Source organism: Streptomyces sp. NPDC058469 (genome assembly GCF_042721125.1).
GTDB lineage: Bacteria > Actinomycetota > Actinomycetes > Streptomycetales > Streptomycetaceae > Streptomyces.
Genome location: NZ_JBHXME010000020.1, coordinates 78,428 through 85,663, shown reverse-complemented (window position 1 = coordinate 85,663; position 7,236 = coordinate 78,428). Strand labels below are relative to the sequence as shown.

Here is a 7,236-nt window from a genome sequence, read left to right as displayed (position 1 = left end):
GACGTACGCGCCGCCCTCCCCAGGACCCCGCCCCCGCCCCCGCCCGCACCAAGGCCAGAAATCGACGAATGCCCGAGAACACCCGGCCCACGCGACCGCTCCGGCATCAGACGCATCAGGAATCACGCCAATGTCGGCCTCCGCCACCTCACATCCGGCAGGCTCGCCACCGCCCCCGCGAACCCCGCACGCCCACACCACGCAGTGCACGTAGGCGACTCGAGTGATCACTTCACACGCTCGCCGCACCGCTGCCACACAAGAAACACATTCAGCCGATCCGCGATCCGGGCCCTCCCCGCGGGGCAGACGGCTCGCGCGCGACGCCCCTAGCCTCCCGGCCCATGCGATCACCACGTATGAGACGCCTGGGTCTCGCCACCGTCCTCGGATTCCTCCTCGCCGTCTTCGGCCTGGCCCCGAGTGCGAGCGCGGCGGACGCCGACCTGACCTTTGCCACCGACACCGCCACCACGACGCCCGGCGGCGCGGTGAAACTCTCGATGACTCTGACCAACAACAAGACCTACGACATCCTGTTCGTCTACCAGACGATCGAGCCCACCTGGCTGACCACCCAGCGGCCCGACCTCAAGTACAGCTTCACCGACTGCGCGCTGACCACGGACACCGGCAGCACGCCGTGCGCCGGCGTCGGGCCCACCGACCTCGGCCCGGACTACGGCGCCACCATCCCGCCCGGGCAGAGCCGCACCGTGACGCTCACCCTCCAGGTCGCCGCCGACTCGGGCTGCAACGGCGACATCGGTTTCTACTCGTACTACTACTCCGAGTTCAGCGACACGACGAACACCAGCGCCGGCCCGGTCTACACACCGGAGACACGCGTCCTCTGCGCCTGACACCCCACCATCCCGTCGCCGTCGTTCTTGAGTCCGCCACTTCGCCCCGCCGGTTGCTCGACCGGCGGGGCGAGGTGCTCTGTTTGCGAAGTCGAACGGCTCGAACCGTACAAATAAGACGAACATCAGGCGGGTTACGATCGATTCGTAAGTAGGCGCTCATGAGTGCGTTGCCCTCCTGACGGGAGAACCAGATGGCCACCAAGACGAAGCAGGCGCGCCAGGTCGAGCCCGGCACGTATGAGGCGTACATGCATGACTGCCCCGCGGTGGCCCTGCTCTCGACGATCAGCAACCGATGGGTCAGCCTGACGATGTGCACCCTCGGGTCCTACGGCGACCCGATGCGATACAGCCACATCAGCCGCGAGATCCCGGGCGTCAGCCAGAAGATGCTCACCCAGACGCTGCGCATGCTCGAACGCGACGGCATGGTGAAACGGACCGTCACGCCGGCCGTGCCGGTACGCGTCGACTACGAGTTGACCCCGCTCGGGCAAGGCCTCTACGGCCTGCTGTCCCAGGTGCGCGACTGGGCCGCCGAGAAAACCGACGAGGTGGACGAGGCCCGAGAACGCTACGACTCCCGGCAGACCGACCAGTAACGACAGGCGACAGACAACAGCCCTTCCCACCAGCGGGCTGTAACGCACTTTAAAGTGCCTACTTACTAATCGATCGTAACCCGCCTAGCGTTTGTGGTGTTCGGATACGCAAACAGAAGGGCGGACATCATGCGCGCCGCAGTCGTCAAGAAGATCGGTGGACCCGAGGCCGTCGAGGTCCTGGAGGTCCCGCTCCCGGAACCAGGCCCCTTTGAGATCCGCGTCAAGGTCGCGGCCGCCGCGCTCAATCCCGCCGACGCCGCCGTGTGGGCCGGGTACTTCGCGCCGCCGGAAGAGGTCGAATACACGGGTCTCGGTCTGGACGCCGCCGGGACGGTCGACGCGGTCGGCACGGGTGTCCTCCTCAAGGTCGGAACGCCGGTCATCGTGTTCGACGCCCCCGTGCTGCGCCCCACGAAGGCCCAGGCCGAATACGTGGTGACCGACCTCAACTCCATCGCCCCCGCCCCAGAGGGCATGGACCTGACGCTCGCGGCGACGATCCCCCTCAACGCGATGACCGCCTCACTGGCCCTGGACCACCTCCCGCTACGCCCTCGCGACACTCTGCTCGTCACGGGCGCCGCCGGTGCCGTGGGCGGCTACGCCGTCGAGTTGGCACGGACGCGGGGCGTGCGGATCGTCGCGCAGGGGCGGCCCGAGGACGAGGAGTTCCTCCGCGACCGTGGGGCCACCTGGTTCGTGTCCCGCGACGAGCAACTGAGCGACGCGGTACGCCGGTTCGTGCCGGAAGGCGTGGACGGCGTGCTCGACGCGGCGGCGCTGGGCGCACCCGCGCTGGCGGCCGTCCGCGACGGCGGCATCTTCGTGAGCGTGCGCGGCGACGTGCTGCCGGCCCCGGAGCGGAGCGTGGTCGTACGCCTGACCACCGCCGGCCCCGAACCCACCCGCCTCGCATACCTCTCCGCCCTCGCCGAGGTCGGCGTACTGACGCCACGCGTGGCGCAGATCTACCCCCTGTCGCAGGCCGCCGAAGCCCACGCCCAGCTCGCCCGGGGCGGCCAGCGCGGCCGGATCGTCCTGGTGCCGTAAACCCCGGGACCGCCCTACGACAGCGGAAGGAGCCGATCGTGAAGAAGACAACCCCTGTTGTCACCGCGGTGACCAGGATCTCCGCTCCGGTGGATGCCGTGTGGCGCGTGGTCGTGGCGCTGGACCAGTACGCGCAGTGGCACCCGGTTCTGTCGCTCGACGCCAAGCCGGAGGAGGTCACGGTCGGAGCGGAAGTCCCGGGCCGCATCTCGGACGGCGGCACCGCCCAGCAGGACGTCACGATGAGGATCGTCGAGGTCGGGGCTCCCCACCGGCTGATCTGGGAAGGCGGATCCCTCGACGCGCTCCTCGGCAGACATTCGTTCGTCCTCGCCCCACAGCCGGACGGCACCACGGAGTTCACCGACTCCGAGGAGTTCTTCGGCCCCGCCGCCGCCGAACTCGTCCCGGCGCTCGACCAACTCAGGGAGACGTACGCCCAGTACGGCGCCGCGCTGAGGGCACGCGTGGAGGATTTGTCCGGCTGACGGGGTGGTCGTCTGCTTGGCCGTCGTCCTCGTGGATGTCGAGCATCCCGCCCTGGGCACGTGCGGTCGGGGCGGGCTCCGCCTCGTAGACGGTGGCCGGGATGCCGTGGACGTGCAGGACGCGGGCGAGAGTGAGGCCGCCGAGTCCGGCGCCGATGATCGTGACGTGCGTGTGCATGGTGACTCCTTCGGGATCCGGGCCGCCCGGTGAGCTCCGGCCGACCCATCTGGAGCGCCGTTCCATTGTTGGAACGGCGCTCCAGATGGGTCAGATGGCCGCATGGCAACGCGGACGGGCCGGTCACAGCGACGCACGGAGGCGCTCTCCCGCGAGCGCATCGTCGAGGCCGCCGTCGAGCTGCTCGACGCGGTCGGCGAGGACGGGCTGACGTTCCGGACACTGACCGAGCGCCTGGCCACCGGGCCCGGGGCGATCTACTGGCACGTGGCGAACAAGGGTGAGCTGCTCGGCGCCGCCACCGACGCCGTCGTGGCCGCGGCCCTGGCCGTCGAGCCCGCCGGATCTCCGGACACGCCGCAGGACGAGATCCGCGCCGTCGCGCTCGGCCTGTTCGACGCGATCGAGGAACACCCGTGGCTCGCCACGCAGTTCGCGACGCAGATCTCCCACAGCCCCTGGGGGCCGGTGGCGCCGCGGATCTTCGAGAACATCGGCCGGCAGGTCCGCGCGCTGGGTGTACCCGAGGCCGGCTGGTTCACCGCGACCTCGGCGTTGATGCACTACATCCTCGGCGCGGCCGGCCAGAACGCCGCGAACACCGCGAGCGCCGGCGCTCTCGGGCCCGACACGGACCGCGCCCAGTTCCTCGACGCCGTATCGACGGCCTGGGAAGAACTCGACCCCGACGACTACCCGTTCACCCGGGCCGTCGCGGACCAGGTGCGCGGGCACGACGACCGCGAGCAGTTCCTCGCCGGGGTCGACCTCGTTCTCGCGGGCGTCACCGCTCTCCACCCGACCGACGGTTAGGGCTGCCGGAGGCACCACTGGCTCACGGGGACGCGCGGCGGTGAGCCAGCCGGGTGCCGCCGAGCTCGGCCTCCCCGGCACCCGGGCTGACATGCCCCGGAGGCCCTGCGTCGCGCGGGTCGAGCGTGACCATGCCGATCGTCGCTCCGTCGAGATCGATGGCGAACAGGCCAGGGCGCCCATGGGCACCTCAGCACCGCACACTCGAACTCGTCACACGGTTGAGGGCCACCCTTCTTGAAGGACGCGGTCTCATCCCCGGCGGCCAACACGCCGCCCTCGGCGCCAAGTTGCTCCCGCACGAAACCGCGGCGACCGCACCCAGTCCCGGCACCGCCCGCCGCCCCACCCCACCGGAGAGCAGCCGCTCCTCACCCCACCCCGCCGAACTGTCGCCCTGAAAAAAGTCCACGTTCATCAGGTTGTTCCCGGCCCGCACCGGCACCCCTGCCTATCGTGCGCCGGAACAGAGCGTTCCGTCCCCGAACCAGAATGCCCGGAGGAACCACCATGCCCAGGCGGACCCTTGGCAGTTCCGACCGCCCCGCCCTCCTCGCCACCCCCGCTCAGTCCACTCGGCCCACCCGGTTGACCCCGGTTGACCCGGTCCGCGCGGAGCGCCGCCGCGCTGCTGTGTGCCGCCACCCTCACCATGACCGCCTCCGCCTGCTCCTCGGCCTCCTCCTCGTCCGCGTCCGTCGGCGCGGCCATCTCGCGGAAGGGTTCCAACTGCGGTGACCAGCACCACTGTTCACACGGCCACCGCCGGACTCGTACTGTCCGGCCTCACCAAGACGCCGGGCGGCAGGACGGTCGTCTCCGGAGTGGACCTGCGCGTCGAACCGGCCGAGATGGTCTGCCCGTTGGGCCCGTTGGGCCCGTCGGGCTGCGGCACGGACTACGCCGGCGTGCCGCCCGAGCGCCGCCCCACCGCGATGGTGTTCCAGAGCTACGCCCTGCGGCCGCACATGACGGTGCGTCAGAACATCGGCCTCGGCCTGAAGATACACAAGGTGCCGCGCGCCGAAGCCGACCGCCGGATCACCGAGGCGCTGGAACTGGTCGGCCTCGCCCACCACGCCGACAGCCGCCCGGCCCGCATCTCCGGCGGCGAGCAGCAACGCACCGCGCTGGCACGGGCGTTAGCCCTGCGCCCTCAACTCCTCCTCCTGGACGAGCCGTTATCCAACCTGGACGCCAAGCTCCGCGAACGGGTCCGCGAGGAGATCAGGGACATCCAGCAACACCTCGGCATCACCACCCTGTTCGTCACCCACGACCAGGACGAGGCGGTCAGCATCGCCAATCGCGTCGCGGTCATGAACGCCGGCCGCATCGAGCAGTACAAGTCCCCGGACGAGCTGTACCGCACGCCGGCCACGCTGTTCACCGCGGAGTTCGTCGGCAGCCTCAACCGTGTGGACGACGCGCTCGCCGCACCGGGCGCGGTACGGCTCGGCCATGTCCCCCTGCCGCGCACGGAGTTGACCGGCCCGGCCGGATCCGGGCTGACGGTCAGAGTCCGCCCGGAGGAGGTACGCCTGGACGGCACCTCCGAAGGGGCCTCCGCCCGGGTCGAGAAGGTGCTCCCGCGCGGCCACTTCACCGAGGTGGTCGTGGAGTTGGAGGGCGGCCCGCGTCCGCGGTCGTACGTCTCCGGCGCCACGGCACCCGCGCGCGGCGAGGTCGTACGGGTGACGGTCGGTCAGGCCTTGTCGTACGCGGTCGCCCCTGTCGTAGAAGCAACGTCTGAAACAGACGCGGAGGCGGCATGAGCGCGCGGCGGGCGTTGGCCGTGGCGCACCGGGGTGACCCGTGGGCCTCGGTGGAGAACACCCTGGAGGCCGTACGGCTAGCGGCGGGTGCGGGGGCTTCCGCGATCGAGGTGGATCTGCGGTGCACGGCGGACGGTGTCGTGGTCCTGCATCATGACGACGACCTGCGGCGTCTGTGGGGGCGCCCGGAGTCGGTCGCGGCCCTGACGCTGGCCGAGTTGCGGGAGTTCGTGCCGGCGGTCCCGACCCTGCGGGAGGCACTGGAAGTCGCCGACGGGGTGCCGCTGCTTCTGGACACCAGGGACCCGGCGGTCGCGACGGCGGCGCACGCGGAGCTCGGTCGGCTGGGGGCGGTGACCATGTTCTGCGGCGCGGCGGAGGCGATGGCGGCGGTGCGGGCGCGCGACGAGCGGATCACGCTCTTCCTCAGTTGGTACGGCGAACTGCCGCCGTCCGAGGGCGTGTTGGGGGCCGTACGCCCGCAGTACTTCAATCCCGAACACCGGTTCCTGGACGCGGAGTCGGTGGCTTACTGGCATGCCCGGGACGTGCTGGTGAGCTGCTGGACGGTGGACGACGCGGACCGGCGTGCCGAACTGCTCGCCTGGGGTGTGGACGCGATCATTGGCAACGACCTGAACGGGGTGGTGAAGAGCTGTGCCGAACGGACATGACCTGGACGGTGCTCTGCGGGTGGCCGTGGAGTTGGCCGAGTGGGCGGCGGAGGCGATTCGTGGCGGGAACCGGGGAGGCGCGGGTCCGGTCCGGCAGAAGGCGAGCCCGGCCGACATCGTGACGGACACGGACGAGGCGGTGGAGCGGCACGTACGTGCGGTGCTGCGGCGGGAGTTCCCCGACTGGGGCATCGACGGCGAGGAGTACGGCGTCGAGGAGGGTACGTCGGACGCGCCGCACTGGGTGATCGACCCCGTGGACGGAACGACCAACTACGCCCACGGACTTGGCTGGTGCTCCTTCTCCCTGGGCCTGGCGGAGCCGGACGGCAGTCCGCTGCTGGGCCTGGTGGCGGACCCGTGGCGGGGCGAGGTCTTCACGGCGGTACGGGGCAAGGGCGCGCACCTGAACGGAAACCCGATCCACGCGGCGGACCACACCACACTCACGGGCCATGTGTTCCTGACGGAGTGGGCGGCGCACGCGCACTGGCCCGGTCTGGACGCGCTGCTCGCGAAACTGGCCGACCGGCACTGCACGGCCCGCGTCATGGGCTCGACCGCACTGTCGTTGGTCCAGGTCGCGGCGGGCCGGGCGACGGCCGCCGCGATCGGCGAGTTCCACCCGGTGGACGGTCTGCCCGCCCTCCTCATCGCGACCGAGGCGGGCGCGGTCGCCATGCCGCAACTCCCTTCGTACGGGGTGCCGTTGCTGCTCGTGGCGCCGGACGCGGCGGCGGAGGCCGGGGAGTTGTGGCGGTCGACGGTCGGGGCACAGCGACTCTGA

At 70.7% G+C, this 7,236-nt stretch carries 9 protein-coding genes and 1 pseudogene; 9 read left to right on the top strand and 1 reads right to left on the bottom strand.

What is annotated here, in order from left to right; all coding sequences use genetic code 11:
• The first annotated feature begins 359 nt into the window (after positions 1-359).
• The 4 genes from ACFWP5_RS13085 to ACFWP5_RS13070 all read left to right on the top strand — a co-directional run bounded on the left by ACFWP5_RS13085 (position 360) and on the right by ACFWP5_RS13070 (position 3,009).
• On the top strand, positions 360-863 hold the full coding sequence (locus tag ACFWP5_RS13085; protein ID WP_384154471.1) for a hypothetical protein: 504 nt from the start codon (positions 360-362) through the stop codon (positions 861-863).
• Between the two features lie 194 nt (positions 864-1,057).
• Positions 1,058-1,468: a winged helix-turn-helix transcriptional regulator gene (locus ACFWP5_RS13080; protein WP_384154469.1), complete on the top strand. Its 411-nt coding sequence runs from the start codon at positions 1,058-1,060 to the stop codon at positions 1,466-1,468.
• Positions 1,469-1,597: 129 nt separating this feature from the next.
• Positions 1,598-2,521 (top strand): zinc-binding dehydrogenase, encoded by a 924-nt coding sequence (locus ACFWP5_RS13075; protein WP_384154467.1) that lies wholly within the window; start codon positions 1,598-1,600, stop codon positions 2,519-2,521.
• Between the two features lie 38 nt (positions 2,522-2,559).
• Positions 2,560-3,009 carry an SRPBCC domain-containing protein gene (locus ACFWP5_RS13070; protein WP_384154465.1) on the top strand — a complete coding sequence of 150 codons (450 nt, stop codon included), beginning with the start codon at positions 2,560-2,562 and terminating at the stop codon, positions 3,007-3,009.
• Positions 3,010-3,025: 16 nt separating this feature from the next.
• Here ACFWP5_RS13070 and ACFWP5_RS13065 read toward each other — a convergent pair.
• Positions 3,026-3,187: pseudogene (locus ACFWP5_RS13065) on the bottom strand (FAD-dependent oxidoreductase); the annotation flags it as partial.
• A 102-nt stretch (positions 3,188-3,289) separates the two neighbouring features.
• On the opposite strand from ACFWP5_RS13065, the gene ACFWP5_RS13060 reads away from it, so the two are divergent.
• The 5 genes from ACFWP5_RS13060 (at position 3,290) to ACFWP5_RS13040 (ending at position 7,236) form a co-directional block, all read left to right on the top strand.
• Positions 3,290-4,000: a TetR/AcrR family transcriptional regulator gene (locus ACFWP5_RS13060; protein WP_384154463.1), complete on the top strand. Its 711-nt coding sequence runs from the start codon at positions 3,290-3,292 to the stop codon at positions 3,998-4,000.
• A gap of 510 nt (positions 4,001-4,510) precedes the next feature.
• Positions 4,511-4,738 carry a hypothetical protein gene (locus ACFWP5_RS13055; RefSeq protein ID WP_384154461.1) on the top strand — a complete coding sequence of 76 codons (228 nt, stop codon included), beginning with the start codon at positions 4,511-4,513 and terminating at the stop codon, positions 4,736-4,738.
• Positions 4,735-5,775, top strand: coding sequence for an ABC transporter ATP-binding protein (locus ACFWP5_RS13050; protein ID WP_384154459.1), 1,041 nt, complete (start codon positions 4,735-4,737; stop codon positions 5,773-5,775). Before ACFWP5_RS13055 ends, ACFWP5_RS13050 begins: the two co-directional genes overlap by 4 nt.
• Complete coding sequence (locus tag ACFWP5_RS13045) at positions 5,772-6,449, top strand: glycerophosphodiester phosphodiesterase (RefSeq protein WP_384154457.1); 678 nt, start codon at positions 5,772-5,774, stop codon at positions 6,447-6,449. The genes ACFWP5_RS13050 and ACFWP5_RS13045 overlap by 4 nt, the downstream gene beginning before the upstream one ends.
• Positions 6,433-7,236 (top strand): inositol monophosphatase family protein, encoded by an 804-nt coding sequence (locus ACFWP5_RS13040; RefSeq protein ID WP_384154455.1) that lies wholly within the window; start codon positions 6,433-6,435, stop codon positions 7,234-7,236. The genes ACFWP5_RS13045 and ACFWP5_RS13040 overlap by 17 nt, the downstream gene beginning before the upstream one ends.